Source organism: Rhodospira trueperi, from assembly GCF_900101965.1.
GTDB lineage: Bacteria > Pseudomonadota > Alphaproteobacteria > Rhodospirillales > Rhodospirillaceae > Rhodospira > Rhodospira trueperi.
This window is the reverse complement of the sequence record NZ_FNAP01000001.1, coordinates 93,525-109,763: the sequence shown is the minus strand read 5'-3', so window position 1 is coordinate 109,763 and position 16,239 is coordinate 93,525. Positions and strand designations below refer to the sequence as shown.

The following is a 16,239-nucleotide window of genomic DNA, read 5'->3' as shown; positions in this document are numbered from 1 at the left end:
CTCTCTGCTCTCCGTTCGCACGGTCGGTGTGTCGTTGTGCCTCGGCGGCATCACCCCGCCATCTTCGCCTTGATTTCCTCGGACACGTTATTCGGCACCTCGGCATACGAGTCGAAGTGCATGGTGTACTGCGCCCGTCCCTGGCTCATCGACCGCAGGGTATTGACGTAGCCGAACATGTTGGCCAGCGGCACATGGGCGGCGACGACGCGAGCGTTGCCACGCTGGTCCATGCCCGTGACGTTGCCCCGCCGGCTGTTCAGATCACCGATGATGTCGCCCATGTACTCCTCCGGCGTCACCACCTCAACCTTCATCACCGGCTCCAGCAACTTCGGCCCGGCCTTCGGCATGCCCTCGCGGAAGGCCGCGCGGGCGGCGATCTCGAAGGCCATGACGCTGGAGTCCACGTCGTGGTAGGCGCCGTCGATCAGGGTCGCCTTCACGTCGGTGCAGGGGAAGCCGACGATGACGCCGTTGTCCATGCTGGACGCCAGCCCCTTCTCGACGCCCGGAATGTATTCCTTGGGCACCGAACCGCCGACGATGGTGCTCTCGAACTCGAAGCCCGAGCCCGGCTCCAACGGTGTGAATGTGACCTTGATCCGCGCGAACTGGCCGGAACCGCCCGACTGCTTCTTGTGGGTGTAGTCGACGGTGTAGGCCTTGGAAATGGTCTCGCGGTAGGCCACCTGGGGCGCGCCGACGTTGGCGTCCACCTTGAACTCGCGCTTCAGGCGATCAACGATGATCTCCAGGTGCAACTCGCCCATGCCCTTGATGACCGTCTGGCCGCTCTCGACGTCGGTGGAGACGCGGAACGACGGGTCCTCGGCGGCGAGGCGCGCCAACGCCATCCCCATCTTTTCCATGTCGGCCTTGGTGCGCGGCTCCACCGCGACCTCGATCACCGGGTCGGGGAACTCCATCCGCTCCAGCACGACCGGCTTGGCCGGATCGCAGAGGGTATCACCCGTCGTGGTCTCCTTCAGGCCCACAATGGCAACGATGTCGCCGGCCGACGCCCACTTGATTTCCTCGCGGTTGTTCGAGTGCATCAGCAGCATGCGACCGACGCGCTCCCGCTTGCCCTTGACCGTGTTGAGGACGTAGGAGCCGCTCTCGATGGTCCCGGAGTAAATGCGCGCGAAGGTCAGGGAGCCCACGAACGGATCGTTCATGATCTTGAAGGCCAGCGCCGAGAACGGTGCCTGGTCATCGGCCGGACGCTCCGCCGGAGTATCGCTGTCCGGCAGCACGCCCTTGATGGCCGGCACGTCGTAGGGCGACGGCATGAACTCCACCACGGCATCCAGCAGCGTCTGCACACCCTTGTTCTTGAACGCCGAGCCGCACAACACAGGCACGAACATCTGACTGATGGTGCCCTTGCGGATGCAGGCCTTGAGGGTCTCCTCGTCGGGCTCGTTGCCCTCCAGGTAGGCCTCCATGGCGTCGTCGTCGGCCTCGACGGCGGTTTCGATCAGAGTCTCACGGAGTTCCTGCGCCTTGTCCTGAAGGTCAGCCGGGATATCGACGTAGTCGAACTTGGCGCCCAGGTCCTCACCGTGCCAGATCACACCCTTCATCTTGACGAGATCGACCACGCCGGCGAAATCGCTTTCCACGCCGATGGGCATGTTGAGCACCAGCGGCCGCGCGCCCAGACGATCCACGATCATGTCCACGCAGCGGTAGAAGTCCGAGCCCATGCGGTCCATCTTGTTGACGAAGCACATGCGCGGCACGCCGTACTTGTCGGCCTGACGCCATACCGTCTCCGACTGCGGCTCCACGCCCGCCACGGAATCGAACACCGCCACCGCACCATCCAGCACGCGCAGAGAGCGTTCCACCTCGATGGTGAAGTCCACGTGCCCCGGAGTGTCGATGATGTTGACGCGATGATCCTTCCAGAACGCCGTCGTCGCCGCCGACGTAATGGTGATGCCGCGCTCCTGCTCCTGCTCCATCCAGTCCATGGTGGCATTGCCGTCATGGACCTCGCCGATCTTGTGCGACTTCCCCGTGTAGTACAGGATTCGCTCGGTCGTCGTGGTCTTACCGGCGTCGATATGCGCCATGATCCCGATGTTTCGGTAGCGTTCGATCGGGGTCTCGCGTTTCATCTCGGGTTCCTCGCGGGCCTAGACAGGGTGGAGCGCGGCTGAGTGGGTTGAACTACCAACGATAGTGAGAGAAGGCCTTGTTGGCCTCGGCCATGCGGTGGGTATCCTCCCGCTTCTTGACCGCGCCACCCCGGTTGTTGGCGGCGTCCTGGAACTCGCCGGACAAGCGATCCACCATGGTCGTCTCGGAGCGCTTGCGCGCGAAATCGATGATCCAGCGCAACGCGAGCGCCTGACGGCGCTCCGGTCGCACCTCGACCGGCACCTGATAGGTTGCGCCGCCGACACGGCGGGAGCGGACCTCAAGGGCCGGCTTCACGTTGTCGATGGCCTCGTGAAACATTTTCACGGGGTCCTGGCTGGTCCGGGCGGCCATTTTGTCAAGCGCGCCATAGACAATGCGCTCGGCCACGGACTTCTTGCCCTCAAGCATGACCGCGTTGATAAACTTGGCCACGACCTTGTCGCCATATTTGGCGTCGGGCAGGACCTCTCGCTTGATGGCGGCACGACGACGGGACATCCTCGGGGCTCCTTACTTGGGACGCTTCGCGCCGTACTTCGAACGGCGTTGTTTCCGATCCTTCACGCCCTGGGTATCCAGGGTGCCGCGAATGATGTGATAGCGCACGCCGGGCAAGTCCTTCACACGACCGCCGCGGATCATCACCACCGAGTGCTCTTGAAGGTTATGCCCCTCGCCCGGAATATAGGACGTCACCTCGAACCCGTTGGTCAGGCGCACGCGGGCGACCTTTCGCAGGGCCGAGTTCGGCTTCTTCGGCGTCGTCGTATAGACCCGCGTGCAGACACCGCGCTTCTGCGGACAGGCCTGCATGGCCGGCACCTTATTTCGCTTGAACTGCGGCGTCCGCGGCTTGCGGATCAACTGGTTGATTGTCGGCATCCAACACCCGTCCCTGAGAGGTCTCGCGTCTCTTTCATCATCACATACGGCTCGCGATCACGCCCGCGCGAACCGACCGCCCGCCTCGCCCAATAGATATCGTGGGCGAATCGACGCGCGGCCATGCCTTCCCCAGGCTCCAAGGCAAACACGACGCGCCCGAAACGGGCGCGTCGGTACAAAAAAGCCCCGGAGGGGTCCCGGACGAGACCCCCGAGTCGAGGGGAAAGGCCGTCGGGCCTGATCGTGAAACTGGCCCGAAAGCGCGCGGCGGCGCGGGGTCGCCCCGCCTGCCAGCGCCTCGGGAGCGCGCATACTATGCATCCGCCCCATGCCCGTCAAGCCCGATGGCGGAAAATTGCGCGCCGCACCCACACAGGCCCCCGAACGGCCGATCCGGCGGCCCATCCCCGGGCCACGCCGCGCCGTTCAGCCGCAACCGATCCAGGACGCCCCCGGACAGAGCGCCCAAAAGCCCCACCAAGGGTTGGAGTCGGCACCGACTCGGCTCCCGGCCGGGTCGGAAACAGACCCCGGCGACCGGAAGGGGGACGACCGACCACGCCCCGTCCGACCGCCGACAAAGCCCAGGCGTCGCGCGCGTCAATCGTCTCCGCCCGGCCGGGGTGCCTCCGTCCCCTCGCCCGCCGCCGCGTCCTCCTGCGACAGCGCAATCACCGTGTCACCGGAGTCGAACGCATCGCCGACCATCTCGTCCTGTTCCAGCGCCGGCGCCATGACCTTGTCCCGGTCCGCCGCAATCTGGCGGAACTGGTTCATCAGGGCCCCGGTGCCGGCCGGGATCAGGCGACCGACGATGACGTTTTCCTTCAGACCGACCAGCCAATCCTTCTTGCCGGCGGTCGCCGCCTCGGTCAGCACGCGGGTGGTCTCCTGGAACGAGGCCGCCGAGATGAACGAGTGCGTCTGCAGCGAAGCCTTGGTGATGCCCTGCAGAACCGGGTCGGCCGCTGCCGGACGGCCACCGTCCTTGATGGTCTTGTCGTTCTCGTTCGCGAACTCCATGCGGTCGACCAATTCACCGACAAGGAAGGTGGTGTCGCCCGGCTCGCGGACCTCCACCTTCTGCAGCATCTGGCGGATGATGACCTCGATGTGCTTGTCGTTGATCTTCACGCCCTGGAGCCGGTAGACGTCCTGGATCTCCTTGATGAGATAGTCCGCCAGCGCCTCCACCCCGAGCACGCGCAGAATGTCGTGCGGCACCGGATTGCCGTCCATCAGCGGATCGCCCTTGCGGACCTGGTCGCCCTCCTGGACGGTCACGTGCTTGCCCTTGGGCAGCAGGTACTCCATCTCTGTGCCGTCCTCGGCCACCACGACGATGCGCCGCTTGGACTTGTAGTCCTTGCCGAACTCGACGCGGCCATCGATTTCGGCGATGACGGCGTGGTCCTTGGGCTTGCGGGCCTCGAACAGTTCGGCCACACGCGGCAGACCGCCGGTGATGTCGCGCGTCTTGGAGCCTTCGCGCGGGATACGCGCCAGCACGTCGCCGGCCTTGACCCGCTGGCCCGGTTCCACCGACAGGATGGCGTCCACCGACATGAAGTAACGCGCCTCCAGGCCGTTCTCCAATGTCATCAACTCGCCGGCTTCGTCCCGAAGCGTGATGCGCGGCTTCAGATCGCCGGAGCGCGGCTGCGAGCGCCAATCGACAACCACCCGCGACGAAATGCCGGTGGCCTCGTCTGTGACCTCGCGCATGGAGACGTTGTCGATCAGATCGACATAGTGCGCGATGCCTTCCTTCTCGGTGACGATGGGCAGCGTGTACGGATCCCACTCCGCCAGCCGCGTGCCCTTCTCGATGGTCTGGCCGTCGTCCACCAACAGGCGCGCGCCGTACGGAATGCGGTGGCGGGCCTTTTCGCGACCGAGTTCGTCGGCCAGCACGACCTCCAGGTTCCGGGCCATGACGACCAGGGTCCCGTCCTCGGTGGTCACCACCTGGCGGTTCTCGATCCGCACGATGGCGTCAAAGGCCGCGTCCACGCTCGACTGTTCGGCGCCACGCTGGGCCGCGCCACCGATGTGGAACGTCCGCATGGTCAGCTGCGTGCCCGGCTCGCCGATGGACTGCGCCGCGATGACGCCGACGGACTCGCCCATGTTCACCGGCGTACCGCGCGCCAGATCGCGGCCGTAGCAGGCGGCACAGATCCCGCGTTCGGCCTCGCAGGTCAGCACCGACCGGATCCGCACCTGCTCGACGCCGGCCTGGACCAGCTTTTCGACATCGGCTTCCCCGACCAAGTGGTTGCGCGGCAACAGCAACTGACCATTGTTGTCCAGCACATCCTCGGCCGTGGTACGGCCGAGCACGCGCTCGCCCAACGACACGATGATCTCGCCGCCGTCCACCACCGGGTTGACGGTGATGCCCTCGGTCGTGCCGCAGTCGTCCTCGCAGATGATGGCGTCCTGCGCCACATCCACCAGACGTCGGGTCAGATAGCCCGAGTTGGCCGTCTTCAGCGCCGTGTCGGCCAAGCCCTTACGGGCACCGTGGGTGGAGTTGAAGTACTCCAGCACGGTCAGGCCTTCCTTGAAGTTCGACACGATCGGCGTTTCGATGATGGAGCCGTCCGGCTTGGCCATCAGGCCACGCATGCCGGCCAGCTGCTTCATCTGCGCGGGCGATCCACGCGCCCCGGAATGGGCCATCATGTAGACGGAGTTGATCGGCTTGCCCGGTTCGAGCTTGGCGATCTCCTTCATCATCTCCTCGGCCACGCGGTCGGTGCAGTGCGCCCACGCATCAATGACCTTGTTGTACTTTTCGCCCTGGGTGATGAGGCCGTCGAGGTACTGGTGCTCGAACTCCTTCACCTGAGCCTCGGTCTCGGCGACCATGCCTTCCTTGCTGGCGGGGATGACCAGATCGTCCTTGCCGAAGGAAATGCCGGCGCGCGCCGCCTGCCCGTAGCCCAGCGTCATGATGCGGTCGCAGAAGATCACGGTCTCCTTCTGGCCGCAGTGGCGGTAAACCGTGTCGATGACGTCCTGAAGGTCCTTCTTCCGCAGCAGGCGGTTGATGGTCGCGAACGGCACGTTGCGGTCGCGCGGCAACAGTTCATAGATGCGCAGCCGCCCGGGCGTCGTCTCCACCACCATCGACCGGTGCTCGCCGTCGTGGTCCACCGCCTCAATCCGGCACTTGATGCGCGCGTGCAGCGCCACATGGCCGTGATAGAGGGCGTGTTCTACCTCCTGAAGACTGGTGAAGGCCATGCCCTCGCCTTTTTCGTCCTCGCGCTCCATCGACAGGTAGTACAGGCCCAGAACGATGTCCTGGGTCGGCACGATGATGGGCTTGCCGTTGGCCGGGCTGAGGATGTTGTTGGTGGACATCATCAGCACGCGCGCTTCCAACTGCGCTTCCAGCGACAGCGGCACGTGCACGGCCATCTGGTCGCCGTCGAAGTCGGCGTTGAACGCGGTGCAGACCAGCGGGTGAAGCTGGATCGCCTTGCCCTCGATCAGCACCGGTTCGAACGCCTGGATGCCCAGGCGGTGCAGCGTCGGCGCACGGTTCAACATGACCGGGTGTTCGCGGATGACCTCTTCCAGGATGTCCCAGACCTCGGGCCGCTCCTTCTCCACCATGCGCTTGGCGGCCTTGATGGTGGTGGCGTAGCCGTACAGTTCGAGCTTGGAGTAGACGAAGGGCTTGAACAGCTCCAGCGCCATTTTCTTTGGAAGACCGCATTGATGGAGTTTCAACTCCGGGCCGACCACGATCACCGAGCGGCCCGAGTAGTCCACGCGCTTGCCGAGCAGGTTCTGACGGAAGCGGCCCTGCTTGCCTTTCAGCATGTCGGACAGCGACTTCAGCGGGCGCTTGTTCGCCCCCGTGATGGCGCGGCCACGCCGGCCGTTGTCGAACAGCGCGTCCACCGATTCCTGCAACATCCGCTTTTCGTTGCGGATGATGATGTCCGGCGCGCGCAACTCGATCAGCCGCTTCAGGCGGTTGTTACGGTTGATGACGCGGCGGTACAGGTCGTTCAGGTCGGAGGTGGCGAAGCGCCCGCCGTCCAGCGGCACCAGCGGACGCAGTTCCGGCGGAATCACCGGCACCACGTCCAGGATCATCCATTCCGGACGGGTGTCGGATTCCATGAACGCCTCGACCAGTTTGAGGCGCTTGACCAGCTTCTTGCGCTTGGCCTCGGAGTTGGTCTCCTTCAACTCGAAGCGCATGTCATCGCGCAGCGCCTCAAGGTCGATGGCCGACAGCATCTCTTTCAGCGCCTCGGCGCCGATGCCGGCGTGGAAGCCGTCCTCGCCGTATTCGTCCACGGCGCGCTGATAGGCCTCCTCGCTGAGCAGTTCGTTCTGCTTCAGCGGGGTCATGCCGGGTTCGATGACGACGTAGTTCTCGAAGTACAGGACCCGCTCCAGATCCTTCAGCGTCATGTCGACCAGCAGGCCGATTCGGCTGGGCAGAGACTTCAGGAACCAGATGTGGGCAACCGGCGCGGCCAACTGGATGTGGCCCATGCGCTCGCGGCGAACTTTGGAGAGCGTGACCTCAACGCCACACTTCTCGCAGATGATGCCGCGATACTTCATGCGCTTGTACTTGCCGCACAGGCACTCATAATCCTTGATGGGACCGAAGATGCGGGCGCAGAACAGCCCATCGCGTTCCGGTTTGAACGTACGATAGTTAATGGTCTCAGGTTTCTTGATCTCGCCGAAAGACCACGACGATATTTTTTCGGGGCTCGCAATCGAAATCTTGATCTGGTCAAAGGACTGCGCGCCCTGGACCTGACCGAAAATTTTCATCAACTCGTTCATGAGACACTCTCCGCCGGTTCGCGGGGGCGCCCGGATCCCGGGCCGCCCAAATCATATCGGGTGCGGACGGCGCGCCCGCCACCCCCCCCAGCCGTCAGACGGCGGCGGTGGCGGCGCGGAACCCCGCCGACAGCCCTAGAGGCCGGACTGGTTCATTTCGACGTCCAGGCCCAGCGAGCGCATTTCCTTCACCAGCACATTGAAGGATTCAGGGATGCCGGCCTCGAAGGCGTCATCGCCGCGCACGATGGCTTCGTAGACCTTGGTCCGGCCCGCCACGTCGTCCGACTTCACCGTCAGCATTTCCTGGAGGGTGTAGGCGGCGCCGTAGGCCTCCAGCGCCCAAACCTCCATCTCGCCGAAGCGCTGGCCGCCGAACTGCGCCTTGCCGCCCAGCGGCTGTTGGGTCACCAGGGAGTACGGACCGATGGACCGCGCGTGAATCTTGTCGTCCACCAGGTGATGCAGCTTCAACATGTAGATGTAGCCCACCGTGACCGAACGATCAAACGCCTCGCCGGTGCGCCCGTCGCACAGGGTCACCTGCCCGGACGCATCCAGGCCAGCCTTGTCCAGCATGTCAACGATGTCCGGCTCGCGCGCGCCGTCGAAGACCGGCGTGGCGATGGGCACCCCGTTGCGAAGGTTGTCGGCCATCTCCAGCAGATCGGGTTCCTCCAGGTCGGCGATGGACTCCTGATAGTCCTTGTCGCCATAGATGACCTTAAGGCGATCCCGGATGGCCTCGACCTCGCCGGACCCGTGACGCACCGCCTCCAGCATCTCGTTGACCTGCTGGCCCAGACCGCGGCAGGCCCAGCCAAGGTGAGTCTCCAGAATCTGACCGACGTTCATGCGCGAGGGCACACCCAGCGGATTGAGCACAATATCGACCGGTGTGCCATCCTCCAGGTAGGGCATGTCCTCCATCGGGTTGATCTTGGAAATCACACCCTTGTTGCCGTGGCGGCCGGCCATCTTGTCGCCGGGTTGCAGCTTGCGCTTCACGGCAACGAAGACCTTGACCATCTTCAGCACGCCCGGGGGCAGTTCATCACCGCGCTGGAGCTTCTCCACCTTGTCGTCGAAGCGGGCGTGGATGCGCTCGATATTCTCCTCGTAGGTCTTCTTGCGCGCCTCGACCTCGGCCATGGCGGCCTCGTCGTCGACGGCGATCTGACGCCACTGTCCGGAGGTGAACTCCGCCAGCAGGTCCTCGGTGACCTCGCCCCCCGTCTTCATGCCCTTGGGCCCCGACACGACCGTCTTGCCGAGCAGAACCTCCTTGAGCTGAGCGGAGAAGCTGCCCTCCAGAATGGCCTTTTCGTCGTCGCGGTCCTTGGCAAGGCGTTCGATTTCCGAGCGCTCGATGGCCAGGGCGCGCTCGTCCTTCTCGACGCCGCGGCGGTTGAAGACGCGCACCTCCACGACCGTACCCGTCACCCCCGGCGGCACCCGCAGCGAGGTATCGCGCACGTCGGAGGCCTTTTCGCCGAAGATGGCGCGCAGCAGCTTCTCTTCCGGCGTCATCGGGCTTTCGCCCTTCGGCGTGACCTTGCCGACCAGGATGTCGCCGGCCTGGACCTCGGCGCCGATGTAGACGATGCCGGCCTCGTCCATGTTCTTCAGCGCTTCCTCGCCCACGTTGGGGATGTCGCGCGTGATCTCCTCCTGCCCCAGCTTGGTGTCGCGGGCCATGACCTCGAACTCCTCGATGTGGATCGAGGTGAAGACGTCATCGCGCACGATGCGCTCGGAAATCAGGATGGAGTCCTCGAAGTTGTAGCCGTTCCAGGGCATGAACGCGACCAGCACGTTTCGGCCCAGCGCCAACTCGCCAAGGTCGGTGGAAGGACCGTCGGCGATGATGTCGCCCTTAACCACCACATCGCCGACCTTCACGAGGGGACGTTGGTTGATGCAGGTGTTCTGGTTGGAGCGCTGGAACTTGCGCAGGCGGTAGATATCCACACCGGACGCGGTGGCGTCGGTTTCCTGGGTGGCGCGAACAACAATGCGGGTGGCGTCCACCTGCTGCACGCGGCCGGTCCGCCGCGCCACGATGGTGGCGCCGGAATCGCGCGCGACCGCGCTTTCCATGCCGGTGCCGACGAACGGCGCCTCGGCGCGCACCAGGGGCACCGCCTGACGCTGCATGTTCGAGCCCATAAGCGCGCGGTTGGCGTCGTCGTTCTCCAGGAACGGGATCAGCGCGGCGGCCACGGAGACAAGCTGCTTCGGCGAGACGTCGATCAGATCGACCTTGGACGGGTCCACCATCTCGTAATCGCCGGCGTGCCGAGCGCTGACCAGATCGGTGGCAAAGCGGCCGTTCTCGTCCAGCTCCGCGTTGGCCTGGGCGACGGTGTGGCGGCCCTCCTCCATCGCCGACATATAGATGACCTCGTCGGTCACCTGACTGTCCGCGACCCGGCGGTACGGGCTTTCGATAAAGCCGTACTGGTTCACCCGGGCGAAGGTCGCCAGACTGTTGATGAGGCCGATGTTCGGGCCTTCCGGCGTCTCAATGGGGCAGATGCGGCCGTAATGCGTGGGGTGCACGTCGCGCACCTCGAAGCCCGCGCGTTCGCGCGTCAGGCCGCCCGGACCCAGCGCCGACAGGCGGCGCTTGTGCGTCACCTCGGACAGCGGGTTGGTCTGGTCCATGAACTGCGAAAGCTGCGAGGAGCCGAAGAATTCGCGCACCGCCGCCGCCGCCGGCTTGGCGTTGATCAGGTCGTGCGGCATGACGGTGTCGATGTCCAGGGCGCTCATGCGCTCGCGGATGGCGCGTTCCATGCGCAGCAGGCCGACCCGGTACTGGTTCTCCATCAACTCACCGACGGAGCGCACGCGGCGGTTGCCCAGGTGGTCGATATCGTCCACCTCGCCCCGACCGTCCTTCATCTCCACCAGCAGCTTGATGATGGACAGGATGTCGTCCTTGCGCAGCACGCGCACATGATCGGGCACGTCCTCGTTGGTGAAGCCCAGGCGCGCGTTCATCTTCACGCGGCCGACCGCCGACAGATCGTAGCGCTCGGAATCGAAGAACAGGCCCTTGAACAGCGCGTCGGCGGTTTCCAGGGTCGGCGGCTCGCCCGGGCGCATGACACGGTAGATGTCGATCAGCGCCTCTTCACGCGAGCTGTTCTTGTCCACCGCGAGCGTGTTGCGCAGGTACGGCCCGACGTTCACATGGTCGATGTGCAGCACCTTCAACTCGGTCACGCCGGCCTTTTCCATCTCGGCCAGCATGTCCTCGGTCAGTTCGTCGCCAGCCTCGGCGAAGACCTCGCCGGTCTCCTCGTTGATCATGTCCTCGGCGGCGTAACGGCCCACCAGTTCCTCGGCGAACACGCGCTGGCTGGTCATGCCCTCTTCGACCAGCTTGCGGGCCGAGCGCGGCGTGACCTTGGCGCCGGCCTCCATCTTGACCTCGCCGGTATCGGCATCGACCAGGTCGTGCATCAGCTTGACGCCGCGCATGCGGTCCGGCTCGAACGGAATCTTCCAGCCCTTTTCGTCGCGCGCGAACGTCAGCGTGTCATAGTAGTAGTTGAGGATTTCCTCCTGGGTCATGCCCTGGACCTCCAGCAGGTCCACGGATCGACCCTGAGCCGCGCGCTCAGCGCGCAGCGCCTCGGTGGCGCCGCCCTCCAGCGCGTACAGCAGCGTCGTCACCGGCAGCTTGCGGCGCCGGTCGATGCGCACATAGACAAGGTCCTTGGCGTCGAACTCGAAGTCCAGCCAGGAGCCCCGGTAGGGGATGACGCGGGCAGCAAACAGGAACTTGCCGGACGAGTGCGTCTTGCCCTTGTCATGATCGAAGAACACGCCGGGCGAGCGGTGCATCTGCGAGACGATGACGCGCTCGGTGCCGTTGATGATGAAGGTGCCGTTCGACGTCATCAGGGGCATGTCGCCCATGTAGACGTCCTGCTCCTTGATGTCCCGGATGGAGCGGGCGCCCGTCTCCTCATCCACGTCCCAGACCAGCAGACGCAGAGTCACCTTGAGCGGCGCGGCGAAGGTCATGCCGCGCTGCTGGCATTCGTCGACATCGTACTTCGGCGGCTCCAGGTCGTAGCCGACGAACTCCAGTTCGCCCTTACCGGCGAAGTCCCGGATCGGGAAGACCGACTTCAGGACCTCCTGAAGTCCGCTGTCGCTTCGTTCCGCGGCCGTCAAGCCGACCTGGAGGAACTGATCGTAGCTGCTCTTCTGCACCTCGATCAGATTGGGCATCGGGGCCACGGTGGAAATGCGCCCGAAGTCCTTGCGGACCCGCCTCCGACTTGTCAACGACTTGGTCATTGCCGCTCCTTACCTGCTGTCCTGCCGCCTGCTGTCCCGCTGGACATCCGCCCAATCCCGGCCCCGGTTGCCCCCGACCGGACCCAATCTACCGCGCCATTTCGGCGTCATTCTGGCCATGTGTCCGGCGCCCCCACCGGACCACGGCATCTCAAACGCCCGAAAGCCGGGGGGACTTTCGCCGTCCCCCCGGCCCAAGGGTCCTCTGCTGAAACCGTATTCCCGCGCGGTGATTACTTCACCTCGACGGAAGCACCGGCCTCTTCCAGCTTCTTCTTCAACTCCTCGGCCTCGTCCTTGGGCACGCCTTCCTTCACCGGCTTGGGAGCACCCTCGACCAGTTCCTTGGCTTCCTTCAGGCCCAGACCGGTGATGGCCCGGACCTCCTTGATGACGTTGATCTTCTTGTCGCCGGCCGACGCCAGGATGACGTCGAACTCGGTCTTTTCCTCCTCGGCCGGCGCGGCCTCGCCGCCGCCACCCGCGGCGACACCGGCCACCGCGACCGGCGCGGCGGCCGACACGCCCCACTTCTCTTCCAGCATCTTGGACAGCTCGGCAGCTTCCAGGACGGTCAGGGCGGACAGGTCTTCCACCAGCTTTTCAAGATCAGCCATGATACTCTGCTCCTTGTCGGATCGACTTGAACGATCGGAAATCTGGGACAGCGGCGATCACGCCGCCTCGCCCTGGGATTCGGCATAGGCGTTGAGCACGCGGGCCAGTTGACCGGCCGGCGCCTGGGTGACGCTCGCCACCCTCTGCGCGGGCGTGGTCAGCAGGCCGACCAGCTTGCCGCGAAGCTCATCAAGGGACGGCATCTTGGCCAGCGCCTGGACACCGTCGGCATCCAGCACCCGCCCCTGCATGGCCCCGCCAAGGATGACCAGCTTGTCGTTGGTCTTGGCGAAATCCGCGCAGGCCTTGGCGGCCGCCACCGGATCCGCCGACGTGGCAATCGCCGTCGGGCCGGTGAACAGGTCGCTCAGTCCCTCAAACTCCGTGCCTTCCAGGGCGAGTCGGGTGAGCCGGTTCTTGGTGACGCGGAATCGCGCCCCGACCTCACGCACCTTGCCGCGAAGCGCCTCCATCTGCGCAACCGTCAACCCCTGATAGTGGGTGACGATGCAGACGGTGGACTCCCCGAACTCGGTGTGCATGCGGGCCACGAGATCCTTTTTGTCGTCTCGGTTCACATCCGTCTCCGCTCACTGGGTCCGCGATCCGACCCGGCCAGAATGCCGACGCCGTCTCGGCGGACGCGGTTGTCCACGCGTCCGCGCCGGAGGAACCCCATCCCCTCGCCCGGCCGCCGCCTTGTGGCGCGCCGCCCGACGATACCCGGGGCCGGGTCCCGCCCGTCGCGGGATCACGGGACCTGCCCTCGGAAAGTTCAAGCCGTTCCGCCAAGGAGCCGCGACACGGCGCCTGGACGGTCGAACACTCTGCACTTCCCGTCTGCGCGGGCGAGACATCGTCCCTTCAAGGCCCCACGACCCGAGAACGGGCCCGGGACCACCCACGGTCTCGGACAGGCTGGAACGGCGGGCCGTCGAAACCGCCGCCGCTCCGTTATCGAACCGCCCCGCCCCATCAGAGGCGTGCGGCCCGAACCTTGCGCCGCCCCGGAGCACTCCCGCCCCGGCCCGGCACCTCCTCTCGATCCCGGCCGCGTCGCCCTAGACCGGCGTCGCGACCGACGCGATGTTGACCCGCAGACCCGGGCCCATCGTCGAACTCAGCGAAATCTTCTTGACGTAGGTGCCCTTGGCCCCCGACGGCTTGGCCTTGATGATGGCATCCACGAAGGCGTGAATGTTCTCGGCCAACTGCTCGTCGCTGAAGCTGACGCGCCCCACGCCGCCGTGAACGATGCCGGCTTTCTCCACACGGAACTGCACCTGACCGGCCTTGGCCGCCGTGATGGCCTCGGTGACGTTCGGCGTCACCGTGCCCAGCTTCGGGTTCGGCATCAGACCGCGCGGACCCAGGATCTTACCCAGACGCCCCACCACGCCCATCATATCCGGCGTGGCGATGCAGCGGTCGAAGTTGATGGTGCCGGCCTGCACCTCCTGCATCAGATCCTCGGCACCGACCACATCGGCCCCGGCGGCCTTCGCCTCCTCGGCCTTGTCGCCCTTGGCAAACACGGCGACGCGCACGGTCTTGCCGGTGCCGTGCGGCAGCGAAACCACGCCGCGCACCATCTGATCGGCGTGACGCGGATCAACACCAAGATTCATGGCCACCTCGACGGTCTCGTCGAATTTGGCCGTCGCGCGCGCCTTGATGGCCTTCACGGCCTCGGCAAGATCCAGCGCCGAAGTGGGATCCACGCCCTCATAGGCGGCACGAAGCCGCTTGCCCTTATTCGCCATGGTCCCTTACTCCTCCACGCTCAGGCCCATGGACGAGGCCGAGCCCTTCACCATTTCCATCGCCGCCTCGACAGTCGGACAATTCAGGTCCGGCATCTTCTGCTGGGCGATCTCACGCACCTGGTCGATGGTGACCGACCCCACGGTGCCGCGCCCCGGCGTCTGGGTACCCTTCTGCACGCCGGCCGCCTTCTTCAGGAAGTAGGACACCGGCGGGGTCTTGGTGATGAAGGAAAAGGACCGATCACCGTAGGCCGTGATGACCACGGGAATCGGCATGCCCGGTTCCATGTTCTGCGTGGCCGCGTTAAAGGCCTTGCAGAATTCCATGATGTTCAGGCCGCGCTGGCCCAACGCCGGACCCACGGGCGGAGACGGCTTGGCGCCCCCGGCCGGAATCTGGAGCTTGATGTATCCAACGATCTTTTTCGCCATGATATCCTCGGCATGTGTGCCCCGCCGAAGCGGGTTCCAAGGGGCGTGGTGCGGCCCCCGCGGTCTTCCGGGGCATCCTTCCACGCGAAACCGGCGCGCCGCCCACGGGCCCGCGCGCCGAAAACCGACTGTCCGTCAGAGCTTCTCGACCTGCGAGAACTCCAGTTCCACCGGTGTGGATCGACCGAAAATCGACACCGACACCTTCAGACGCGCCCGCTCGTCGTCCACGTCCTCGACCAGACCGTTGAACGAGGCGAACGGCCCGTCGGCCACGCGCACCTGCTCGCCGATCTGGAACGTGATCGACGGCTTCGGCCGTTCGATCCCTTCCTGCACCTGATGCAGGATATGCGCGACTTCCCGCTCGGAAATCGGCGCGGGCCGGCCGCGCCCCCCCAGAAAGCCGGTCACCTTCGCGGTGTTCGTCACCAGATGCCAACTCTCGTCGGTCAACTCCATCTTGACCAACACGTAACCCGGGAAGAATTTCCGTTCGGCATTGACCTTGGCGCCGCGCCGGACCTCGACGACCTCCTCGGTCGGCACCAGGACCTCCTCGAACAGGTCTTCCATGCCCTTCTGGGCCGCCTGCTCACGGATCGACTGAGCGACTTTGTTCTCGAATCCGGAATAGACGTGAATCACATACCAGCGGGCATCCATGCCTGCTTACCCTCCCAGGCCGAAAATAAGCTGGACACCCCAGGCCAACACCTGATCCACCACGAAGAAAAAGATCGCGGCCAGAAACACCATCAGGAAAACCATCAGCGTTGAAATGCCCGTTTCCTTGCGCGAAGGCCAAGTGACCTTCGCCAGTTCCTGGCGAACCTGCCTAACGAACTGGCCCGGATTTGTCTTTGCCATGTGATCGTCGAACTCGCCCGTTTCCGGCCCCGCCGGCCACCACCACCCGGAGCAAAACACCCCGCCGGCCGCGCCGGCCTCGCTCTGTATCGAGACCCGTTTCCGGCCTCCCGACCATCCGGGCGCCGACCCGTTGCATCTGAATGGCCATGGCAGGGGCGGCAGGACTTGAACCCGCAACCCCCGGTTTTGGAGACCGGTGCTCTACCAGTTGAGCTACACCCCTCCAGGGCCATGCTTCGGGGGTCACCCGACGGCGGCTGTCAATGCCTGCCCGAGCTACCCCGCGGCGCCCCCGTCCGCGACCACGGTCACCAGCCCCCGGACGCGGACCCACCCTCTCATCCCTGGGGAGAGAGGACTCGGGTTT

11 protein-coding genes and 1 tRNA gene are annotated in these 16,239 nt (G+C 65.1%); all 12 read right to left on the bottom strand.

The features are described from left to right. Nucleotides 1-50: 50 nt before the first annotated feature. The 12 genes from fusA to BLS85_RS00420 all read right to left on the bottom strand — a co-directional run bounded on the left by fusA (nucleotide 51) and on the right by BLS85_RS00420 (nucleotide 16,095). Nucleotides 51-2,129 (bottom strand): elongation factor G, encoded by a 2,079-nt coding sequence (gene fusA / locus BLS85_RS00475; RefSeq protein ID WP_092780506.1) that lies wholly within the window; start codon nucleotides 2,127-2,129, stop codon nucleotides 51-53. Nucleotides 2,130-2,181: 52 nt separating this feature from the next. Beyond that, entirely contained in the window at nucleotides 2,182-2,652 is a 471-nt protein-coding gene (gene rpsG, locus BLS85_RS00470; RefSeq protein ID WP_092780503.1) for a 30S ribosomal protein S7, read from the bottom strand. A 12-nt stretch (nucleotides 2,653-2,664) separates the two neighbouring features. Further along, on the bottom strand, nucleotides 2,665-3,036 hold the full coding sequence (gene rpsL / locus BLS85_RS00465) for a 30S ribosomal protein S12 (protein ID WP_092780500.1): 372 nt from the start codon (nucleotides 3,034-3,036) through the stop codon (nucleotides 2,665-2,667). Nucleotides 3,037-3,639: 603 nt separating this feature from the next. Then, a complete protein-coding gene (rpoC, locus tag BLS85_RS00460) occupies nucleotides 3,640-7,866 on the bottom strand; it encodes a DNA-directed RNA polymerase subunit beta' (protein WP_092780498.1) in 4,227 nt (1,408 codons plus the stop codon). Nucleotides 7,867-8,001: 135 nt separating this feature from the next. After that, nucleotides 8,002-12,183 (bottom strand): DNA-directed RNA polymerase subunit beta, encoded by a 4,182-nt coding sequence (gene rpoB / locus BLS85_RS00455; protein ID WP_092780495.1) that lies wholly within the window; start codon nucleotides 12,181-12,183, stop codon nucleotides 8,002-8,004. A gap of 233 nt (nucleotides 12,184-12,416) precedes the next feature. Further along, a complete protein-coding gene (rplL, locus tag BLS85_RS00450) occupies nucleotides 12,417-12,800 on the bottom strand; it encodes a 50S ribosomal protein L7/L12 (protein WP_092780492.1) in 384 nt (127 codons plus the stop codon). A 57-nt stretch (nucleotides 12,801-12,857) separates the two neighbouring features. Then, nucleotides 12,858-13,379, bottom strand: a complete 522-nt coding sequence (gene rplJ, locus BLS85_RS00445; protein ID WP_092780489.1) for a 50S ribosomal protein L10 — start codon at nucleotides 13,377-13,379, stop codon at nucleotides 12,858-12,860. Nucleotides 13,380-13,862: 483 nt separating this feature from the next. Continuing rightward, nucleotides 13,863-14,564, bottom strand: a complete 702-nt coding sequence (gene rplA / locus BLS85_RS00440; protein WP_092780486.1) for a 50S ribosomal protein L1 — start codon at nucleotides 14,562-14,564, stop codon at nucleotides 13,863-13,865. Nucleotides 14,565-14,570: 6 nt separating this feature from the next. Then, the gene (gene rplK / locus BLS85_RS00435; RefSeq protein ID WP_092780483.1) at nucleotides 14,571-14,999 is read right to left on the bottom strand and encodes a 50S ribosomal protein L11; all 429 of its coding nucleotides are present in this window, start codon (nucleotides 14,997-14,999) and stop codon (nucleotides 14,571-14,573) included. Between the two features lie 135 nt (nucleotides 15,000-15,134). Continuing rightward, complete coding sequence (nusG, locus tag BLS85_RS00430) at nucleotides 15,135-15,665, bottom strand: transcription termination/antitermination protein NusG (RefSeq protein ID WP_092780480.1); 531 nt, start codon at nucleotides 15,663-15,665, stop codon at nucleotides 15,135-15,137. A gap of 6 nt (nucleotides 15,666-15,671) precedes the next feature. Continuing rightward, nucleotides 15,672-15,869: a preprotein translocase subunit SecE gene (secE, locus tag BLS85_RS00425; RefSeq protein WP_092782024.1), complete on the bottom strand. Its 198-nt coding sequence runs from the start codon at nucleotides 15,867-15,869 to the stop codon at nucleotides 15,672-15,674. 150 nt (nucleotides 15,870-16,019) lie between these two features. Next, a tRNA-Trp gene (locus BLS85_RS00420) sits at nucleotides 16,020-16,095 on the bottom strand. Nucleotides 16,096-16,239: the final 144 nt, after the last annotated feature.